At 39.4% G+C, this 21,183-nt stretch carries 16 protein-coding genes; 9 read left to right on the forward strand and 7 right to left on the reverse strand.

From position 1 onward, the window contains the following. Positions 1-28 precede the first annotated feature (28 nt). Positions 29-1,153 carry an ATP-binding protein gene (locus ABTV71_RS06795; protein WP_433902614.1) on the reverse strand — a complete coding sequence of 375 codons (1,125 nt, stop codon included), beginning with the start codon at positions 1,151-1,153 and terminating at the stop codon, positions 29-31. Positions 1,154-1,616: 463 nt separating this feature from the next. Continuing rightward, positions 1,617-2,132 (reverse strand): ferritin-like domain-containing protein, encoded by a 516-nt coding sequence (locus ABTV71_RS06800; RefSeq protein WP_433902615.1) that lies wholly within the window; start codon positions 2,130-2,132, stop codon positions 1,617-1,619. A 363-nt stretch (positions 2,133-2,495) separates the two neighbouring features. Here ABTV71_RS06800 and ABTV71_RS06805 point away from each other — a divergent pair, with 363 nt between their 5' ends. The 4 genes from ABTV71_RS06805 (at position 2,496) to ABTV71_RS06820 (ending at position 6,772) form a co-directional block, all read left to right on the forward strand. Further along, positions 2,496-2,855, forward strand: a complete 360-nt coding sequence (locus ABTV71_RS06805) for a hypothetical protein (protein WP_220700192.1) — start codon at positions 2,496-2,498, stop codon at positions 2,853-2,855. A 118-nt stretch (positions 2,856-2,973) separates the two neighbouring features. Beyond that, positions 2,974-4,620: a glycoside hydrolase family 43 protein gene (locus ABTV71_RS06810; RefSeq protein ID WP_433902616.1), complete on the forward strand. Its 1,647-nt coding sequence runs from the start codon at positions 2,974-2,976 to the stop codon at positions 4,618-4,620. A 117-nt stretch (positions 4,621-4,737) separates the two neighbouring features. Further along, positions 4,738-5,772: a pectinesterase family protein gene (locus ABTV71_RS06815; protein WP_433902617.1), complete on the forward strand. Its 1,035-nt coding sequence runs from the start codon at positions 4,738-4,740 to the stop codon at positions 5,770-5,772. Next, positions 5,756-6,772: an alpha/beta hydrolase fold domain-containing protein gene (locus ABTV71_RS06820; RefSeq protein WP_433902618.1), complete on the forward strand. Its 1,017-nt coding sequence runs from the start codon at positions 5,756-5,758 to the stop codon at positions 6,770-6,772. The genes ABTV71_RS06815 and ABTV71_RS06820 overlap by 17 nt, the downstream gene beginning before the upstream one ends. Before the next feature lie 152 nt (positions 6,773-6,924). Here the strand turns inward: ABTV71_RS06820 and ABTV71_RS06825 are convergent, their stop codons facing one another. The 3 genes from ABTV71_RS06825 to ABTV71_RS06835 form a co-directional block, all read right to left on the reverse strand. Further along, on the reverse strand, positions 6,925-7,707 hold the full coding sequence (locus tag ABTV71_RS06825) for an NIPSNAP family protein (protein ID WP_121127323.1): 783 nt from the start codon (positions 7,705-7,707) through the stop codon (positions 6,925-6,927). A 179-nt stretch (positions 7,708-7,886) separates the two neighbouring features. Beyond that, positions 7,887-8,825: a proline dehydrogenase family protein gene (locus tag ABTV71_RS06830; RefSeq protein ID WP_433902619.1), complete on the reverse strand. Its 939-nt coding sequence runs from the start codon at positions 8,823-8,825 to the stop codon at positions 7,887-7,889. Positions 8,826-9,378: 553 nt separating this feature from the next. Next, positions 9,379-9,729 (reverse strand): hypothetical protein, encoded by a 351-nt coding sequence (locus ABTV71_RS06835; protein WP_433902620.1) that lies wholly within the window; start codon positions 9,727-9,729, stop codon positions 9,379-9,381. A 938-nt stretch (positions 9,730-10,667) separates the two neighbouring features. Here ABTV71_RS06835 and ABTV71_RS06840 point away from each other — a divergent pair. From ABTV71_RS06840 to ABTV71_RS06850, 3 genes are all read left to right on the forward strand, one after another. Next, on the forward strand, positions 10,668-10,886 hold the full coding sequence (locus ABTV71_RS06840) for a hypothetical protein (protein ID WP_433902621.1): 219 nt from the start codon (positions 10,668-10,670) through the stop codon (positions 10,884-10,886). Positions 10,887-10,910: 24 nt separating this feature from the next. Beyond that, positions 10,911-13,829 (forward strand): leucine-rich repeat domain-containing protein, encoded by a 2,919-nt coding sequence (locus ABTV71_RS06845; protein WP_433902622.1) that lies wholly within the window; start codon positions 10,911-10,913, stop codon positions 13,827-13,829. Positions 13,830-14,457: 628 nt separating this feature from the next. Further along, positions 14,458-15,888 (forward strand): serine hydrolase, encoded by a 1,431-nt coding sequence (locus tag ABTV71_RS06850; RefSeq protein WP_433902623.1) that lies wholly within the window; start codon positions 14,458-14,460, stop codon positions 15,886-15,888. Positions 15,889-15,963: 75 nt separating this feature from the next. Here the strand turns inward: ABTV71_RS06850 and ABTV71_RS06855 are convergent, their stop codons facing one another. Next, the gene (locus tag ABTV71_RS06855; RefSeq protein WP_121125769.1) at positions 15,964-16,425 is read right to left on the reverse strand and encodes a VOC family protein; all 462 of its coding nucleotides are present in this window, start codon (positions 16,423-16,425) and stop codon (positions 15,964-15,966) included. Positions 16,426-16,737: 312 nt separating this feature from the next. Beyond that, positions 16,738-17,670 carry an alpha/beta fold hydrolase gene (locus tag ABTV71_RS06860; RefSeq protein ID WP_433902624.1) on the reverse strand — a complete coding sequence of 311 codons (933 nt, stop codon included), beginning with the start codon at positions 17,668-17,670 and terminating at the stop codon, positions 16,738-16,740. Positions 17,671-18,487: 817 nt separating this feature from the next. Here ABTV71_RS06860 and ABTV71_RS06865 point away from each other — a divergent pair. Next, complete coding sequence (locus tag ABTV71_RS06865; protein WP_433902625.1) at positions 18,488-19,825, forward strand: hypothetical protein; 1,338 nt, start codon at positions 18,488-18,490, stop codon at positions 19,823-19,825. 15 nt (positions 19,826-19,840) lie between these two features. Next, positions 19,841-21,049: a hypothetical protein gene (locus tag ABTV71_RS06870; RefSeq protein WP_433902626.1), complete on the forward strand. Its 1,209-nt coding sequence runs from the start codon at positions 19,841-19,843 to the stop codon at positions 21,047-21,049. Positions 21,050-21,183: the final 134 nt, after the last annotated feature.

The raw sequence follows: 21,183 nt of genomic DNA on the forward strand, positions 1-21,183 counted from the left end.
TGTTTAAGCCGGTTAAATAAAAAGTATATTACTTTATCGGAATTAGCAGTTTGAATGTGATCTTCTTACCATCAGTTAGTATATCAATATCCCCTTGGTGAAATTTCGCTATTTCTTTCGTCACATACAATCCCAGACCGAGTCCCTTGCTATCAGAACCTCTTACAAAGGGCTTAAATAGATCCAGACTATTTAATGGGTGGATGGCAGCGACATGATTTGTTACACTGAAAACAAAATTGTCTTTTTCTATAAAAGCATTTATTTCAATTTCTTTATGAGGTTCTCCATGCTTTATCGCATTACTGATTAGATTAACAAATGCCCTTCCTATTTTATTTTTATTACCCTGCACATGGAGGGGGAGTTGCATATTTGTTATGACGGTGCTCTTATGCACTACTTCAAATTCTCCCAATACTTGTTTTATTAAAGGTTCTATATTCACAAGCTCAGTATATCGTTCAATATCACGCCCGAAACGAGTATTGCTAAAATCCAAAATATCATCTATTACCCCCTTCATTCGGATGGACGCATCCTCTATTTTTTTTGCCAGACTTTTTTGTGTTTCATTTTCAAGGTTCTCGCCCAAATATTGAGATAATAGTTTTATTATACTGACCGGATTGTGCAAGTCATGACCTAGAGAAGATAAAATAAGGTCTCTGTTTTTGGAGTAGTTGCGTTCCTGTTCAAGGGTACTTTTAAGGTGGCGCCATTCAGTTGTTGAGCTGAAGTCAAGGACAATCATATCACCGCAAAAGGGGAACATCGTTTCAAGTTTAATTCGGTCAAAATCAACCGGCTCATCGTTCATAAAACTTAAGTGGCCGACAATAGTGTTGTTTTTGTTAAGTAAAGGATAGGAAATATAGCTCTTTAATCCAAATTTTTGAAGAAGTTTGCTCCAATGCTGTTCTGCGCATTGGTCGGTATTGTCGATGAAAATTGGTGCAACACCTCTTCTTATTTCCCGATAAATTTTTACATAAATATCACTATTTTGAGCGATGAACTGTTGAGACTGATAATCATAAACACACCAATTGTTCCATTTATTGCCCTCTTTTTTGCGTATCATTCCGTACCTCATTTGGGTATGGTTACACATCGTTTCCAAAATTTTTTTGCTAGAATTAATCTCTCCCAAGTCAGTATATTTTTTGTTCTGTTGCTTTTTCCGTCTTCTGGACTGTCCTTTTTTGTAGTCTTTTTATTTGTTCGAGAAGCACAATATCCTAGCCTTAACGATAGGATGATAAAGCTTAAACTATTACTTTTACGGCACGTAAAAGAGTAGTTATCGTGGCAGCGGCTAAAAGAATATGAATTATCTCGCACGTAACAAATCCACCCAAACAGCTAATTACTCTGATCAATACAAAAAAGCACAGTGATTGAGTACACTAAATCTCTCATATATGCTTATTATGATAGCTATTTACTGAATAACAGTATATAGCCTCAGATCGTTTCATAATTTTTGATTTAATGAAAATTTTAAGACTATACTATTTTTGTCAGGACAAAGACGCCTTGAAAAGTGTCGGCCTCCTGAGTATCCAAAAAAAAATACTAATGCCCGGATTTCCGGGCATTAGTATTTTTTTTTATTACACTGATTCATTGACCGCTGAGATAGCTATTTCAGTAAGCAAAGTATCTGTTTGCTTTTCCTCATCAAGTGTTTGTCGTAGCAATTGTTCTGCTTCGGTATGCTCCATCAGCTTTGCAAAAGTGGTCAAACAGCCATAGCTGGCAATTTCATAATGTTCGACTTTTTGCGCTGCAGAAATTAGCGCAGCATCTAAGGCTGGATCTCCTTCAAAATTTTCAATAATCTCGTCAGCTTCTTTTAGAAGTCCTTCCATGGCTTTACATGTTTTACCTCTGGCAGTAATTCCCAAGGAGCCAAATACTTCCTTAAGCCGCTCGATTTGCCCTTCAGTCTGATTGTGGTGCTTATCGAATGCCTTTTTCAGTTGGCTATTTTCAGTAGCTTTGCTCATTTTTTTTAATCCTTTCAGGAGTTGTCTTTCAGCCCCCAGGATATCTTTTAACTCGTCCAAAAACAATTCGTGCAAATGTTCGTTCGGCATTTGTTGGTTATTTTGCTTTGATTTTACCATAATTCTTTTAATAAGGGACATATATCAAATGAATATTGTTTGTTAAATTTACACAGGATGACATTTTCCCAAAAAATAATAAAAGTTTTAAATGCATAAGCTTTTAAAGTGGCACAAGTCGTTATTTCATTTCAACCATCGATTGGTCATCTCATTAATGAGCGCCCATACATTACTTAAGCAAAAAGTAAATCTTTTCTTTTGGTCGGACGCCCTTCCGGGCAAACAGACCTATCGGCATCTTTTCGCCACTGATTTATGGATAAATTGAATAAGGTTATTTTCAGATGTCTTCAGATAATGAGGCATTAACCTTGCGATGTTTCATAAAATTCATGAAGAAAATCATTGATGGACAATGTGATGGAGAATCAATTTTGTCAAGGAATACACTTGCCAGAATTTTATCTCGGGAACGATTGCGTGAAAAATTGGTTACAATTAAAGCAAAATGTGCTAATTTCAATATTGATGCAACCGGTTGCTTGTACTTTCGGTTGCACCCCTGTCTTGTTCCCCGGCTGGCGAGGTCAGTACGATTGGTCAAAAACGACGCTCAAAGTGACAGGAACAATGCATAACACGTTTATAAAGGGACTGTTTGACTATATTGATCCGAATAGTGAACTGGCAAAATCTTTGGAATCAAAACAGCACAGGGCCCGCCGCGCTATTTCTTCCCGCTTCCCTTTGAAACGGTTAGCAAATCAAAAGGAAAAATAACCAATGGCCATGGGCTGCCATAGCAGTAAATTGCCAAAAATGAAGTAGCTGATTGAGACGGCAAAACATGTGAATTGAGCGCAAGATAATTGAAATAAACCTTATAAATACAAAATTTATGTCAAATACATGGAGAAATGCCTGGAAATATTCCGCATTGGTGGTTTATCTCGCCTGCGGCGAATCATTATCGACATTTGGACAAAATTATCATTCTCAGGTGTGGAATCCTGACCTGGGAAATGGAAAATTTAAAAACCCGATCATCAATGCTGATTATTCTGATCCGGATGCGATCCGTGTTGGTGATGATTATTATATGACCGCCTCGAGCTTTAACCACAGTCCGGGATTACCGATTTTACATTCGAAAGATATGGTCAATTGGACGATTATTGGGCATGCATTGCTGCGGCAGGTCCCTGAAGCCGTATTTAGCAAAGTGCAGCACGGTGGTGGAGTATGGGCACCTTCGATACGGTATCACAACGATGAGTTCTACATTTATTATCCAGATCCGGATTTTGGGATCTATCAGATCAGAACGAAGGATATCCGTGGACCATGGTCTGCACCTACATTGGTATTCGAGGGAAAAGGCCTGATCGATCCCTGTCCTTTTTGGGATGAGGATGGACGTGCATATCTGGCCTATGCCTATGCTGGCAGCCGTGCGGGGCTAAAGAGCGTGATTGGTATAGCCAGGATGAATGCCGAGGGGAACAGCGTGCTGGACCGGGGAATCATTGTCTATGATGGGCATGAACTGGATCCTACGATTGAAGGTCCCAAGGTATATAAGCGAAATGGGTATTATTATTTGTTTGCTCCGGCAGGTGGTGTCGCAACAGGCTGGCAATTGATTCTACGCTCGAAAAATATCTATGGCCCATATGAACGCAAGGTCGCCATGGCCCAGAATAAATCTACCGTCAATGGACCCCATCAGGGGGCCTGGGTAGATACACCTACTGGTGAGGATTGGTTCTTCCACTTTCAGGATAAGGAAGCCATGGGACGTGTCGTCCATTTACAACCTATGGTTTGGAACGCCGACTGGCCTGTCATCGGAGAGGACAAAGATGGGGATGGAATAGGGACACCCGTGATGAGTTATAAAAAACCGAATGTGGGAACTTCGGTACATCTCCGGACCAACCCACAGGAGTCGGATGAGTTTGATACACCACACTTGGGATTACAGTGGCAATGGCAGGCCAATCCAGACGGTACTTGGCTTATGCCCTCCCAAGACGGAAAGCTTCGGCTTTATAGCCAACAGCTCCCTGAAGGAAGTAAGAATCTGATGGCAGCCCCTAATATACTCACGCAGAAATTTCCGGGCGATGATTTCACCGCGATAGTAAAAATACGACTACGCCCCAATGAAAAGGATCTTGGCGAAAAAGCCGGTTTTGCGGTGGTGGGTGAAGATTATAGCCAATTATTCATCTGTAAGGAAAAGGGCAGTTTCCAACTTTATTATGGCAGCTGTACAGGGGCCTATTCTGGGACCAAAGAGCAGGTCAGGCTCATAGCTATGCTACCAGAAGACTTTATCTACCTTCGTGTACAAGTCAAAAATGGAAAGACCTGCAGTTGGGCTTATAGCTTGGATGGTAACAAATATACAGTCGTGGAAAATGGCTTCCGGGCAAAACCGGGTAAATGGATCGGCGCTACATTAGGACTTTATGCCAGTCGCGAAAAGCATATCAATGATAGTGGCTATGCAGAAGTGGATTGGTTTCGAATAGAGAAATAAAACAGTTTGGGCCATGCCGTTACGTTTAAAAAGCCATGAAATTACTGCAATACGTTGATTTATGAACCAAGTTTTTATATAACTAAACGAGTTAAACAATATAATTATTTATTGATTATGAAAAAAATAGATATGATAAAAGTCTTGGCAGCCTACCTACTTGTCAGCCTGCTGTTGTTGGGTTCGGGATTACGGGCAGCCAGTCTGGAAGTGATTACTGTAGACCAACAAGGGAAAGGAGACTTTACAAGTATACAGGCTGCAGTGAATGCCGTGCGAGCTTTCCGTGGGCATTATGCTGTCCGGATTTGGATACGTAAGGGGACGTACCATGAGAAAGTGGTCATTCCCGCTTACCTGGAAAATATTCAGTTGGTGGGTGAGGATGCTGTCAGTACGAAGATTGTCTTTGATGATTATGCTGGTAAGTTAGCCAGCTGTCCAGATGAGACAGGGCAAACGAAGCTCGGAACGTTCAGCAGTTATACCCTGCTGGTACGTGCCAGTAGGGTACTCATTAAGGATTTGACCATCGAAAATGCTGCCGGACCTGTAGGCCAGGCTGTGGCCTTGCACTTGGAAGGTGATCAGATCGCCCTAGTGAACTGTCATCTAATGGGCTTTCAGGATACTTTGTACCTTGGAAAGAGCAGTGGCAGGAGTTATTTTTCCAATTGTTACATTAGCGGGACAACAGATTTTATTTTTGGTCCCGGGACCGCTTTTTTTGCGGCATGCAAGCTGATCTCATTGCGAAATTCGTATATCACCGCAGCTTCCACAGCGCAGGGACAACCTTATGGTTATGTATTTGATCGTTGTGATTTTGTGGCCGCGGACGAATCCGTCAATAAGGTGTTTTTGGGGCGACCATGGCGACCTTATGCTAAGACGGTACTTTTAGATTGCCTTTTGGGAGGACATATTGTGCCTGAGGGCTGGAATGAATGGAAGGGCGACAAGATGTTTCCTGATAAGGATAAAACCGTGTTCTATGCTGAACTGGGGTCAAAAGGAGCAGGTGCGGCGGATCTTTCCGGGCGGGTGACCTGGTCCCATCAGCTGTCTACTAATAAACGCAGTATGTATAGTCTTGATAAAGTTATGGGCGATTGGAACGTTAAATTGATGCTTAATGAAATGGAAAAATAAAAGGTTTCATTACCTGCGGCTTAGTTATATTTTTATACTTCTTTTTTACGGTGGCACGGTGTGGGCACAACATAAGGCTATTCCACGGGATACAACGTATAATACCATGCGTGTATGGCGGCAGATTAAGAAAAACTACCCACAAGCGAGACCTGCGGTGGACAGCACAGGAGCGGAGCTCAGGGTAATCCGCAATGTAGTGTATACGCATCTACCCCACACAGATTTTGGGTCACGTGATCTACACCTGGATATTATTCGACCCAGTGATAAGCTAACGCGTGCCGCAGTGCTGTGGATCCATGGTGGTGGCTGGCGTTCGGGCCACAAAGAAATGGATATGCCCATAGCTCAACTGTTGGCCAGAAAGGGGTATGTTTGTATTCCAGTGGAGCATCAATTGTCTTTGGAAGCGAAGTACCCACAAGCGATACTCAACATCAAATCGGCGATTATATGGGTCAAAGAGCATGCTGGACGATATGGCATTGACAGCAGCAGAATCGTTGTGGCAGGGAGTTCAGCAGGGGGACAATTGGCAAGTTTGGTTGGATTGACAGGAGGAGTGGGCCGTTTTGATCCTCAAGTCGAATCTAAAGCGAGTACGCATGTACAGGCAATTGTGAATATGGATGGTGTGGTAGATTTCTTGGCACCCCTTTCGCTCAATATGGAACGAAAGGCCGACTCCCCGGATGCCTTTTGGTTGGGTGGAACTTTCGCCGAAAAACCGCTTGTCTGGAAGGAAGCATCCCCCATATTCTGGGCCAGAGAGGATCAGCCGGTCCCCATGCTTTTTATCAATAGCGGATTTCCGAGGTTTCATGCAGGGCAGGATGAACTTGTCGGCATGCTGAAGCGCTGGGGAACACCCCATGAAGTGCATTGTATTGATGTGGAAGTACATCCCTTTTGGCTTTTTCACCCGTGGGTAAATCACTGTGTAGACATGATCGACCAGTTTTTGAAACACCTACAGTTAAAAGAAGACAATGCATAAAAAATGTAAAGCTACTTTACCAGGATATAGTGAGTCAGCTGAGTTTCGCTTCACTTGTTAGTTTTCTTTTGTCTATGCCTAAGTCACTATTTATACTTAACACGGATTCAAAAGAACTGGCCAATTTTTCAAAGGACAGTTCCTTCGTTTCGTTATATATCTGAATAATCTGTTGGCCTACAAAGGATAGTTACGTTTTTAGAAACGTTATTCTGGTATTGTGGAAGCTCAGCCATTGGTTTATACAAAGGTCCAAAAGCTTTCCAATGTGCTTCACGCTCTGTCATGTTTTCGAAAGTCGTCAGATAAATTAAATTAGGCATGGTACTCCCTGCAATAACCTGACCATAAAAAACGGCATTAAAATTTAGTTTTTTGAAAATATCGATCTCACCATTATTAAACATGGAAATTTTATTTGCAGCTAACTTTTCCGTTGGACCTTCATAGCTCCTCAATTCGTAAATACGTTCACTTTTATCGGTGCTTAATTTTGGAAGGGAAAGCAATGGCATCCCAACAAAGGCTTTCATTAAAATCGTTTCGATCCTAGAATATGGCGGGTGGCTATGTGCGGCATCCAAGTACTCCTTTCCCGACTCTAAATACCGTTTATCTTTTAAGATATCTACATCAAGACTTGCATATTTTTCAAGATTTGGCGATGAACTGAATACGTAAACCAATTTATCTGCTTTGTCCTTATTGTCAATCGGTTTGAAAACACCAATCTCTTTAAAGCCTAATTTGTGCATCGCCGGCAGATAGGCTTTTTCAAGAAAACGATCGATCACCTCTTCCTGGTCTGTGGTCTGGAAGTGATAAACTTTCAATTGAAAATAAGTAGTTGCTGCGTGGGCAAAACAGCTGGATTGACTACTGATAAAAATAAATAGGATTAATATCCAATGTCCCGGATTCATACTTCTGACCATGTGTAATATTAGTTTTATAGATTTAGATTATTATTTACTGTTTTCTTATTATTATCTCATTTTTCTGGGCAAGATTGTTGCCTCTACTTATGTCCGCCTTCTCCATAATAAAGCGAGCTATTATTCGTGGAGAGTCGACAAAAACAATAGTATTTATTGATTGGTATTATCGTCAACCGTTAATTTGCTTCCACAATATCCTGTAATGCTCTGAATAAATTTAACGGATATTCGGCCAATCTGTTGCAGAGGTACAGATACCATTCCTGACCATACACGAAATACAGTTTTGTGGGATAACCCTCATTTCTCAATTGGGCCAGCTGTTCTGTTTGGATACCAAATAAACTTTCAAATTCATACAATTCCTTTTTAGGACTTAGTCGGTCTATAAGTTTTTTTACTTCCATCTGAATTTCGTGATGATGCGTTGCAATGGAACATAGGTGGCCTCTTGAAAACAACTGTTCGACATAATAGAGATACCGTTCATTGAGTTCCTCTCCTCTTGGCAGGGATAAACTTTTGGCTGTTTCAAAAGCTCCTTTGACGATCCGGATACGGCCCCTTTCCTTGCACATGGCCTCAAAATCATCTGCGGTACGATGGAGGTAAGCCTGCAGCGTAATGGAAAGATTTGAGAATTCTTTAGAGCCCTTCTGGTAGAGTTTTAATATCCGGTCAGTTCTTTCAGTGCCCTCAGCACTGATGATCACTTCCTTGTCATTCGCTATTTCGCATATTTTGGAAAGGTTTTCATAACAGAGGTTTTCAGAGATTTCCAGTCCAATGTGCGAGAGGTCGAGTGAAATCGTTGAATTGAGTTTTTTTTGATTTATTGCGTTACAAATATTTAAAAACTCATCTGTCGCTTTAGTCGCTTCCTGAACGGACCGCGTGCTTTCCCCCATGTACTCGATGGAACATTTAAAACCTTCATCATTTGAATTCTGTGCCTTTTTTAGCGTTTCAGTAAGGTTTTCTCCTCCGATATAGCGATCTGCGGCTTTCTTCATCAGCTTATAGAGTGCTTCGTTATTCAAAACATAAGCTTTGGCATCTTCATTTAATGCAGCCTTCCTTAGTGCTTCAGCACCAGCTGTTAATAACTGTTCCATTTTGCAATCTTAAAATTTACCATGCAAAATACATAAATTAAATTATGTTGTGTCAACATATACTGTTTAATATTATTCATATGTTCTCCATCTATGGGGGAACCTGTTTTCAACCTTTTACGCTCAAAAACTTATATTTCGGACATATTATTCTTATTGGGATGTTACTTTCCTTGTCTATTGTTTAATCCAATAAAAAGTTTTTGAAAAAATGCCTTTATGGGCTACGATTTTCAGCTTTTAAAAGCAGGGATACAAATACAGAGCCCATCGAGTTTGCTGTAAGGGATGGTACGCAAATCGGTTTTTTCCAAAGCCTGTTTGTCATAGGTATGGAGGCGGTAAAAAATACACTTTCAGGCTGTGTCAATATGGTACCTTTCGCAAAAGTTTTCCTGGTAAAAGCGTTGTCGATGGCTTCGCATTCAGCCCCATTAATTTTGTTTGCGTAAGTAGATAAGGTATGAGTTCCATTTAGTTCAAACTTATATAAAAATCAATGGTCCCGTGACCCGAGATAATTAGTCTCGTCATTATTTTGGAAAATGCTAAATTACTCGTTAAATAAATAGAAGGCATTATTCGGATTTTTGGGTTTCCATCCATGTTTTGTATCGATTTTATCTTCGTAATAAAATTTCATGGTAATGCTTTTGGGGGTATAACTGTTACGAATGGTAATTAAATTTACGAGGCTATCTTTGCCATGCTCACCAAATACTTCGTAAGAAATATGTTCATTACTGAGATATATACGTAATTCTTCAAGAATCTTTAATTCCTTCTGCTTAGATTGCGCAGTTGTCAACTCCTTCCAGTATCTATTAATAGATTCGTTTTTGTCACCTGTTGAGATGCACCCGATTATCAAAGCCAAAATACTAGCCATTATTATCCGTTTCATAGAACAAAGTTAAATTCTGTCAGCTAAACCCCATTTATAACTATAGCATTCACGATTGTAATTCTACTCCGCCCATAAATCTCTTACACTACATTCAATACGCAATTTGAGATCATTAAGCGCTAGAATCATACGGTTTTGACAAAGTTAAAAATCTATATTGAAAAAACTGATATATGTAAGACTGTTGTATTTTTTATCCAGATCATTAACTTCCTAAACGTGTATATTCAGCTGGGCTAGGTAAGCGGTCGCCCGTACCACATGGATCCAATGGAGCTTTTACAGGTGCTGCTGCTGTAAGCCCGTTTTTGGCGTATCGCTATGTACGCATCTCCGGTGGGGGCATGGCTAGCCTTAAAAGAAAGGAGGCGACCTAAATAACAACCTGACGATAGAGTCGGCCCTAAAAGAGGGACAGTGATAATGGTATGGCAATCAAAAAAAATAGCGCTATAAGGAGCAGTTATTGCTTACAAATTGTTGATGAAAATTTAATGTTATGATCCATCTCACGGAAAGGTTGTTTGCCACAACGGATCTATAATTTCAGCCATTTCATAGGCAGGGAGCACCTGCCTGGCGATAAAATTAGGATGCGGCAATGGACCCGGACGACCTGTTCCGGATGGCCACCGCGCTGGACCTCTGTTAGTTTTACGGGAAAACATTTCACCTGGTCAGTTTTGACCAAAAAGAAGATTTTTCTTATGATCTCGTTAGCATCCGTATCGGCGAAGGTAATAAAATATAGGTCACAAGCTACAACAGGGGCCTGTTGTGTTACGACAGAAGCAAACCATCGGCTTTGGCCCGGACAAATTATGCCGCCAACGTGAATCAGGGTAGAAAAAACTTACAATAGATTTTTAATATTATATAGTTTTATTTGCTAGATAGTGTGAGTATATTTATATTTAAGAAATAAAAGCCGATATATGAAGTCTGAATTAATAAAACAAGTTTTGATTCTGCTCTTTTTAATGATGATATTAATATTGGTTGAATTTTATGTTTCTTTCAAGGATTTGGTGCTTTCGGGCTGGAATACCTTAATTATCCCCGCGCCGATAATTAAGCGCTCCATTATGACCATGTTATTGATTTCTTTGATGTGGCGGGGGAAACTTTTCTTTTCAGGTATAGCAGGGACTTGAACCTGATACATAATAGTTGACAAAATGGTTAAGGGAAATAATTTGATTACCAGATTAAGTCTGATGCGGTTTTTATTCATCGCATTAAGTTTTTTTTGCATACAATTAAGTGCCCAGGATCTGCTTGGATATAAGGCAATTCTTGATGGCTTCCCAAGTAATGTAAGCTTTATCAAAAATCACCCGCCTAGTGATCGAATATCCTTTGCCCGTATAACTGCTAAGGATATTGTTCTTTTAAAAGATCTTGTTGATAGCTTGCCTCAGGTCCGTTACCTTGGGCTAGAATTTGAAAACCAGCGCCAACTGGATAGTCTATGTCGATCGTTATTTCTATTTCCCAATTTGGAGGCTGTTGTTTTCAAGGAATTTAGTTTTCGAATAGACACTTTAGAGCCTGCAGGGACATTACATCTAGACAATGAATTTTATAAACAGAAACAATTAAGGGCCCTGGCATTCGAAGGAAACTCCAAGATAAACTTAGCAGCGGAAATTGCTAAGCTAAATAAGCTTCCAAGGTTAAATTATTTAATTTTCAAGGCTTTCCCCGCTCAGCATATCCCGAAAGGTTTGAAAGATAATTGTCAATTGAGGGGTATCTCGTTTGAATATAAACCCTTGATGGACCCATTTGAATTTCCGCCCCAAATAAGTGAAATTGCGATCAGCTCCACATCGCCAAGTGATCGCATTGATCATATATTGGAAATACTTCCCAATAAAAAAAGAATAGAAACGCTAAGTTTAAGCTCTTTTAAAAATAAAGATGCGGTAACGTATTTTGATAGGGGATTCAAGTCCCTAAAAAATTTGGAATTATATTTCAATGATATCTATGATCTAGGTCAGTTTATGTGCAATTTTAGCAGCAGTGCCAAACTGGAGAAACTATCATTTATATCTGGTTCTCTCAAGCAGATTTCATCGGGCCTGTTTCAATTTAAAGAATTGACGGAATTGCGGATTACAAAAACAAAATCGGTATTTTATTTTCCTGCGCAGCTTTCGCGATTGAAAAAACTACGTGTGCTTGATCTTTCTGAAAACGCAATTGACACCTTACCTTATGGTCTATTCCGGTTAAGTGAATTAACTGACTTAAACCTGTCAGGTAATCAGCTTACTGGACTTTCCAATAAAATAGGAACGCTTAAGCGCCTTAAAACATTAGAACTTCAAAGTAATAAATTGCATGATGTTCCTGCAGCTATTGGCAACTTTCATCAATTGCAGCAGTTGAATTTACAAGCTAATCCGTTAGATACGTTACCACCGCTAGGGGGATTGAAAAAGCTCAAAACATTAAATTTATCGTTTTGCAATTTGGTATCGTTGCCGGAAGATATCGGGGCCTTATCCAGTTTAAAGAGTTTTGATGCAAGTGATAATTTTTTAACAGCGCTACCAGAAAGTATAACCAAGCTCTCTAAGCTTGAAAACTTACGCGTTTCAACCAATCTCCTGCAAAAACTTCCAGATCACATAGGCGTGTTAACTAATCTTCGGGAGCTTTATGTCGACATCAATCAGTTGAAAAAGCTGCCAATTTCTATCGGCAGTATGGATCAACTCAAAATACTAAATATAAGCCATAACAATATAACTATTCTGCCTGAGTCCTTAGGTGAACTTTCCAATTTAACGGAGTTTTATGCAATCAATGACCGTCCTTCACATTACAATGTATACGATTATACTAGGAAAATTTTGCGTAAAGATAATCCGAAGACCGATAGGCAACTTGCAAGTACCGCGCTGCGTGAGTTTCCAAGTGATCTTAAAAACTGGTCAAATATTAAGATAATACGAATTTTCAATAACGATTTTTCATCTTTTGATATTCTTAAATCATTATTCACAATTCCCTCGAAATACTACGCTGTTGATCTGTCGAGCTGTAATATTTCTAATCTCCCATCTAGCGGATGGGATCGTTTTTTAGGTAAGGAGCTTCGTTTGGCATCAAATAATATTCAAGAGGTACCCCGGGACATGATCAACAGCCCCCTTTTGGCAGAATTGAATTTCCGACAAAATAAACTTCCAAAATCACCTAAAAATCAGAATAGCCACGCGGAAAAGCGAGGTGGCGTGCTGCTTTACTTCCAGCAGATAGGGCTGATGGATATGGATGATCTACCTCATGATAATGATATGGTACATGCTTTAGCAGACCGGAGCAACCAATGTTTTATCTATGATCAGGATTATAAGACGACAGTCGAATTGGCGGATAAAGCTATTGAAATTAATCCCGATTTGGCTAAAAAAAGAGTCAGCTTTGGAAATCTTGGTGAAGCTAGGTTTAGATTGGGTGATTATAGAGGGGCGATTTCTGATTTGACCCAAGCTATTCAACGTGATACAGTAGGTCCGATCCGTATAATGAATGTTGTTGTCCCTGCATTCGACAATAGAGCGCAAAGTTACCTTGCCATCCAGGATACCATAGCGGCTTTGCAGGATTATCTTACCTTATCCAAGCGGTTTAGACCTGAAAGCTGGACCGATGTTGGAGCGTTGTATCAGAAGATGAATGCGGATGAGAAAGCGCTGGAAGCATTTCAAAAGAGCATAGACTACTATTTTGAACGTATTGTCAATGAAAAGGAAGGCTCAGTAAACAGACAGTTGTTTCAGCTCTGTATTCTGGAAATTTATATCATATCCAACCAGCATGAGAAAGCGGCAACATATGCCCTAAGTATTGGTGCCGACATGAAAACCAAAGATCTGATTCCAATATACCTTTATTTAAATTCCGTGATAGACATTACCGGAAATAAGAAACCCAATTTTAATCCGTCAATGGTCGAAGGAAAAGTGAGTAGGAGTTGGGGGTATGATCTGTTGCGTCAGTGGATTGATACTACTGCTTTAAGTAATTTGCAAAAACAAGCAATAAGAGATTTGACATTTGCGATGGAAAAACTACGTTAACTGCTATGTCAAGGGCATCTATATTAATAACGCTTTCTGGGCATATGTAACACGGTTATTGATTCAATGCTATAACGGCAAGTATCACAGGCCTTCCAATTGATGTATTGTTGCTGGTCTTGTGTTATGATTATTGTACCGAATTTATCTCATTTAACTGACTGTAAAGCTATTCAAGTGGCATTTTTTGATAAATTCTATTTAACCTTTACGATAGAGGAGGAGATCGATAACCTATCATTCTCCTGTACCTGCTGGAGCGCTTTCATCAAAAAATCTATTTCTTTTTATCCAATATAGTTCGCAATGGCCTGAATATTCCTAAAAACAGGATGATCAGGCGAGTCAATGTAAGGCCAATATATTGCACGGCCCAACCGATAAGAATTGCAACGATATGGATTTTGCCGTTTTCAGGCCTGAACATCTCCCCGTGAAAAGTTAAAATGAAAAGGTGACGAATGTGCAGTGACCAGCTGGAGGTTGACTTTATCCAAATAGCTTCTTAGCATGTTCATAAATGAACATACGTTGTTCGATTTTGAACATGCTCTAAATATATCGTATGTGTAATTGATTCATTATAAGTTTTTTGTGTTTTTGGCGAACGAGTTGATTTAGTAATAAAATGAAAATTAAACTAAATTATAAGTTCTACGTTCTCCTTGTTTTGTTTCTGTTTTCAGTTAAGTTCTTGCCTGCTCAAGTTACTCGTTCCGATTACGATTCTTTTATGCAAGAGTTCCAAGGGCTTCTCAATGAAAAAAAATCGGGTGAGATCTACGGGCGATCATCTGCCATCTATCAGGCTAAAATCTCAAAAGAAAAGTTTTCACTGGGGATGAAGAAGTTTGTGGCAAATGTGGGCACAATGGAGCAGTTTTCTTTTGTTGATTCGACTATCAGCGGATACAATTATACCATTAAGTTCGAAAACTCTGACCAATTATTTTCTGTTCTGCTCAATAATGAAAAGCAGGTCCTAAGGATGAATTTCAAAGAAATACCATTTGTCGTACAAGATAAGAATTTCATGGTCGAGAGCAATAATCCATTAAAAGACTCCATAGATTTACTGGTGGAAAAATTCGTCAGACCGTATATTCAAAAGGGTGCTACCGCAGGTATTATGTTAGCGGTAATTAATGGAAAGCAGCAAAGAAAATATAGTTATGGGACTATCGCTAAGGCAAGCTATCAACTCCCGCACGCTTCTAAAAGTATTTTTGAGATTGGTTCGGTTACAAAAATTTTCACCTCACTTTTATTGGCAAAAGAAGTAGTTGGTGGCAATATGCAATTGGACGATCCGGTCAGTAAATATCTGCCAGATTCTCTTCCTCGTTTAGCATGGCGTGGTCATCCGGTTTCACTTGTGCAACTATCCAATCATACCGCGGGATTTCCTCGGCTCCCGGAGAATATTTTTACGACCAATGTCATTCTGGCTGATCCATATAGTCATTACACGGTTGATTCACTCTTCCATTTTTTGAAAAAATATAAAGCTTTGTCTCAAACGGGAATTAAATTTTCTTATTCAAATTTAGGCGCAGGTGTATTAGGTGTAGCATTAGAACGCTATAATAATAAAAGTTTTGAACAATTGGTCATTGATAATATTTGCTTGCCGCTTGGAATGAAAAATACATCATTAAAAGATGCCGGTGCCGTACAAGGATATAATGAAAAAGGAAGGCCAACGTCGTATTGGCACTTGGGATCTTTAGCGGGATCTGGGGCCATTAGATCGACACTGGATGACATGATTACTTTTATGAAGGCACAGTTAGGTTTCGAGAATCAACTGACAAAAGCCATTCACTTGACTCATCAGGTAACTTTTGTGGACAACGATCAAAGTATGGCGTTGGGCTGGCGTATTAAAAAAGCTGGAAACAGGAGGATATTTCATCATTCTGGAGGTACAGGCGGATTTAGGTCTTTTGTTGCATTTGATGATAAATCCCAAAAAGCAATTGTTATTCTGTCCAATGCTGCCTTAGATGTCTCGACTATCGGATTTTCGATATTTGAACATCGCTTATTGTATAACTAAGCCCAATGTACCGGCACATAAGCTTTTTTTTCAAGTTTATAGTGCTAGTACATGGACTTTTTCGTTACCTTGTTTTTAGAAATCAGCAATAATGATCTTTTTCATTCCCATCATTTTTTTGAATGCACCGGGTCTTTTGTTGAGTTCCGCCCAATTTTCAGGAGAAACCTGCCAGCTTAATCCGTATCTGTCTTTCAGCCAGCCACAGACGCTCTCTTGTCCCCCACCCGACGTAAGTGCTTCCCAATAGTAGTCTATTTCAGTCTGGTCTTTGCAGGGGATCATCAGCGAAATAGCTTCGTTAAATTTGAATACCGGTCCGGCATTGATCCCGATGAAACGCATTCCCAGAATCTCAAATTCAACGGTAAGTACTTTTCCCGCGAAATCCTTCTGGAAATCGGCCAGTCCTTCGGTTTCTGAATTCGGGTAATAAGTAATATTGATGATCTTACCATCTTTGAAAACCGACAGATAATATTCGGCGGCTTCCTGTGCGTTGTTGTCAAACCAGAGGTTTGGAATTATCTTTTGCATAGCTTTTTCATTATGGTTATTTTTTTATTTTCTTAGGACCTGAAAAATCGACTACCCCCGGCTGTTTAAATTTATGTCAGGCATCTTCCGTCGATTTTTTAATATCCTTAAACAATTGAGGTTCTTCTATACATTCTATCTGAATTTTGATCATTTACAGTCTTACAAATTTAAACGATTTGTTTTTTGGTCAACTTGGCATAGGAAAAGAAATTGAACAAGCGGCGGATAGTTGGCCAAAACGTTTAGTATTGCGATCATGTCAATCTTGGAAGATTTATTTGTTGAGTAGATGGACAATGGTGTTTGCATTTAAAAAGTGGGTGGGGCTGTATTTAGATCTGAATCCAAAAAGTCATTGATCATAGGCGTAAGCCAATCCATTCTATACATTATGCCAATATGTGTTGTACCGGGCACAATCGCTAGTCTGGACTTTGGTAGCCCATGTATATCGCCCATTTTACCACCTCCCAATGCTGTATATAATTCCAGTGCATGCTCATACCGTATTCCATCGGCGTCGCCGATAATTTGAAATAACGGCGCTTTTATCGCTTTTACTTCTTTAGACCAGTCATAAGGTTCGAGATCAATCTGGATTACCTTTTTTACAAATTCCGGAAAGTGTTTGGGATCATTGCCGAGACTGTCGTATTGTTTCTCAATCGGAGATCCCTTGAACATATCGGCATTTATAGTGGAATACATTTTCTCTACATCCGGCCACCAGCCATCATGCCTATAGCTCCCTGATAGAACAATGAGGCGGCGAACCTGATCAGGATGTCTTATTGCTAGCTGATAGGCAATTCCACCACCCATGCTGTAACCTAGGATGTCAGCACTGTCAATTTTCAGATGTTTTAACAACCAAGAGACATCGTCTGCCATACTTTCGTAGCTGATTTTGCGTGAGATATCCCTCGTGCGACCATGCCCCTGCATTTCGGCGACAATAACCTTCCGGTCGGCGAAATACGGAATTATATTTGACCAATTTAATGGAATCGTCATATAGGAACCGTGCAGTAGCACCAAAGGTTTACCCTTACCATAAACTTCGTAGTACATTTTCAGCCCATTGACATCTGCATATCCGGTTGCCGACGCCGGGAGAGCTTTTCCACTCAATGAATCTTTTTGACTTAATTCCTGTGCTTGTTTCATAGGCGTGTGCACGCAGGACACTAAAAGTCCAAGAAAGATGGTAGTTGTAAACCACAATAGCGTTATTCTTTTCATATTCTTGATTTATTAAATTGTATATTACAAATATATCGACACAGCTGCATTCATCTTAGTCTATATATACGACAATTTCAGGGGGGAATAACGACAGCGTGGTAACTTTTTCACTTCTCATTTTATGAATTAATTAGATATTGGAATTCATGAATGCTGTAACGGTTGTTTTGAGATAAAGCTCACAATAGCGGTTAAAGTGTCTGCTCAAAAGCTATATAGCGAGCTGCGGGAGGTATCTCATCGTTGCGAAAATAAACACTTTGGCAGCATTAAAAAAACGATTTGCAATAGCACCTGCTCGTTCCTCTTTATTGACTCAATTCTGAAATATGTTAGGATATCCGCTAACTGGTCTTGCGTGAAAGATACTGGAAGAAAGCTAATTTTCCAGAATTGTCTTTTTCATTTCTAGTATCTTTTCTATCCACTATGCCAAAATCCATTCCATTATAGGGTTTGTTTTTTTTAATTTCTGTACATGAAGTTTTTGTTTTTTTTGGGGCTATTAGACGCAGATCCATTCGGATCGCAAATTCTATAGCCATATTGTCCAAAAAGGTTAATGAATACTCCAATTCCGGCGATCCATGGAAAGATAACCTGGAAAATAACATAGATCCGGTGATCCAAGGCTGTGACTTTGGCTTTGTTATGGTTTCGAATAGGACAGCAATGACATTATTACTATTGAAAAAGCAGAACCTTTAGTAAATATTAACTATTTTAGTTGATAAAAAGGAGGTCGAATAACCTTTTGTTAATTGTCATAAAAAACCTTATTGTATAAACATTTTGAAGACTAATCATTCTGGCCATGAACAATGAATTGTTGGAATCTCCGAAAAGAGATCTGGATTTAGAAGGATCTATTACGAATGAGCAATTTAGAGTTTATTTCGATTATCGGGAAAGGGATGATTTATACGTTTTAAAAGCGAATAAATCGGGATTAAAACTTTTTGCTTATCAGCTTTTATTAATTATTTTTTTTCTATTATTCGCGGTTCGCGCGTCTGCACAGGCCATCTATTCCACCGATCCAGACAGTGCCAGTCTGTTTCCGGCAAAATATGGTCAGTTTGAAAACTATGCGTTTGTACTGAATGGAAATGTTATTGAACAGGATTCTTTGATGAATTATCCCGGGACGAAATTAAATAATGTATTTCCTTACCCTATTCAGCTGGAAGGGCGCTCTTACAAAGGAGCTGTATATTTCCATAATAAAGAATACTATGCTCCGGCTGTCCGTTATGCTAATGATCCAGCCTATTTTGTCAATGGCAGACAGGTGAGCTCTTATCATATTCGTTTGTTGAAAGTCGAGGCTTTTAATAAAATCTCGAAGACCATACGTGACACGACAATAGATGGTAAATTATATAAAGGCTGTATTCAGGTCGATACGGATGAAGATGCTTTTGCGGATCGCATTTCCTTGGCGGACCTGATTGAAGGATATACCCATTTACCACTCGGAAAGGTCATCGTGCATTGGCGAGGCACAAGATACCGTTACACCTATGAAGACGATATCGGTACTATTATTGACAGCCATTTTCCGATTCATTCATTCAGTATCGCCAAAATAGATCATAACACAAATTTAGGGGTTCGCGCTGTAGAGATCGATCGTGTCCGTTTTGCGGAAGGTGAACGATATGTTGTTCATGTCGTCGATAATGCCTATAAATGGGGCAATGCCAAGGCAAGTTTAATTTTTAGCAATCCTTTAACCGTAGATACATTATACCCATGTTATTTGCCTGATTTTGATGATGGAGGTTATTCGATTTTTAACCATACTGAAATTCTTGCGCAGCCCTATAAGGGGGGTAAAGACTACTTGAAAAAACTCTCAGCGACAATGGGGCTATCCTCAAAGAAAGATCATACAGCTATCTCGGATTCAATCAAGGTTGAGTTTGCTGTACTTAAAAGTGGGATGATTTCAAGACTTAAAAACTTAAGTATTGAAAGATCCTGTCATGGAGATATACTAACGGCGATCAAAAAAAATGCTTGTATGTGGTTACCTGCAATACAAGGCAGCCGTCCGGTATATTCTTGGGTGAAAATGAAAATTTTCTATAGCATGGATCCTAAGGGGAATATTTTATCACTGGATCGTATTGTATATCGATATCAATAACCTCAATTAAAATGTATGCAGATAACGAATGCTAGTTATTATCTATTCATGTTTCTTTTGGTGTTAATAACATCTAGGACATTATCCCAAGTAAATAAAAACGTGCAGGGTAGTTCTGCATTATTTCCAAAGAACTATGGTCAGTTTGAAAATTATAAGTTTATCCTGAATGGTGAAATCATCAAGCATGAAGATCTGGTCAATTATCCGGGAGCGGTATTGGATAGGTCATTTCCATATTCCACTACAGCAAAAAGTAAATATCAAGGTGTTGTTTATTTTCATACCCCTTGGTATCCGCCTTCACCTTCTGATAAATACGCTGAAGATCCGGCGTATTTTATCAACAACGTACAGGTCAATCCCTATACGATTCGCTCATCAAAGGCGGAATACTATAAACAGATCCGACGGTCAGCACAAGATACTTTGATTGATGGTATACGCTATAAAGGCTCTATACATGTAGATACCGATGAAGACTTTTTTGCTGACCGTATTGCCCTACCTGAACTTATCCGGAGATATACGGGATTACCTATGGAGCAGGTCATCGTACACTGGCATGGTAAATATCTTAATCAGTTGAATCCCGGTGTTACCATTCATCATAATTTCAAGTTGTATTATGTTGATCCCAGGGGGCTTGGGCAGATTAAGGTCGACCGAGTTCGTTTTGCCGAAGGCGAACGCTATTTTGTAAATTTAGTAGATCAGGGGTATCCGTTCAGCTATTTTACAGAAAAAGGTTGGCGTTCGCCACAGCATACGTATTTGGTTTTCAATGAACCTCGTGTTTTTGATCCTGATGCGCCTTGTTATTTAGCTGATTTTGATACGATAGGCAAGAAAATTTACCATCGTGCGAAAGAAGAACCTAGACCTTTAGGGGGAGAGGAGGTCTATTTGAAAAAACTATCGACCATTATGGGGCTGTTTAATGGCAAACTAAAGGGAACAACGCACTTGGATTCCATGATGGTCCAATTTATTGTTCTTGGAAATGGCCAGATCACGGGACTTGAATCCGTGGGGCTGCAGCAACCTGACCATATAAATATGTTAAAAGCAATCAAACAACATTCATGTGTGTGGCCTGTTGTGTGGGAAGATAGGCGAGTTTTGTTATTTAGACGAAAAATGATTATTTTTTTCCATAGAGACAAAAAAGGAAAGATGAAGTCTTTAGATAGACTAGAATATCGGCACGATAGGAATTACTAAATCTATTAGGACCAAAAGAATATGATTAAGTATTTATCATTCAGATGGTTATGTTTGTTCTTGCTTTTTTATCTTGAGGCGTTTATTGAAGGTTAAAACGCACTAAAATAGCTGTTGAAAATGAGAATGAAAAA

Source organism: Sphingobacterium puteale, from assembly GCF_050986225.1.
In the GTDB taxonomy this organism is placed as follows: Bacteria; Bacteroidota; Bacteroidia; order Sphingobacteriales; family Sphingobacteriaceae; genus Sphingobacterium; species Sphingobacterium puteale.